Annotated in this window: 1 protein-coding gene; it reads right to left on the minus strand. The window is 49.8% G+C overall.

Annotation, left to right across the window (positions count from 1 at the left end; all coding sequences use genetic code 11):
- The coding region (locus tag AB2U10_RS19330; RefSeq protein ID WP_493820800.1) for a CLIPPER-2 domain-containing protein at nucleotides 1-233 on the minus strand (233 nt) is incomplete at both ends.

The following is a 233-nucleotide window of genomic DNA, read 5'->3' on the forward strand; positions in this document are numbered from 1 at the left end:
CCTTGCCGTTGTTCACATCTGCCTGCGTTACCGTATAAGTTGCCGTAAACGTTGTTTCTGCACCCGGTTCAAGGCTGGCTACTGAGGCAGGAGTTATTGTTCCTAAGCCTGGTAGTGGGTCACTTACCGTTACATTGCTCAGTGTTACATTACCCGTGTTCTTCACTTTGAAGCTATAGGTAATCACACTTCCCACCGCGTGAGGGCCAGCCGAAGCTGTCTTCACAAGATCA

The organism is Leadbetterella sp. DM7, from assembly GCF_040829825.2.
Lineage (GTDB): Bacteria > Bacteroidota > Bacteroidia > Cytophagales > Spirosomataceae > Leadbetterella.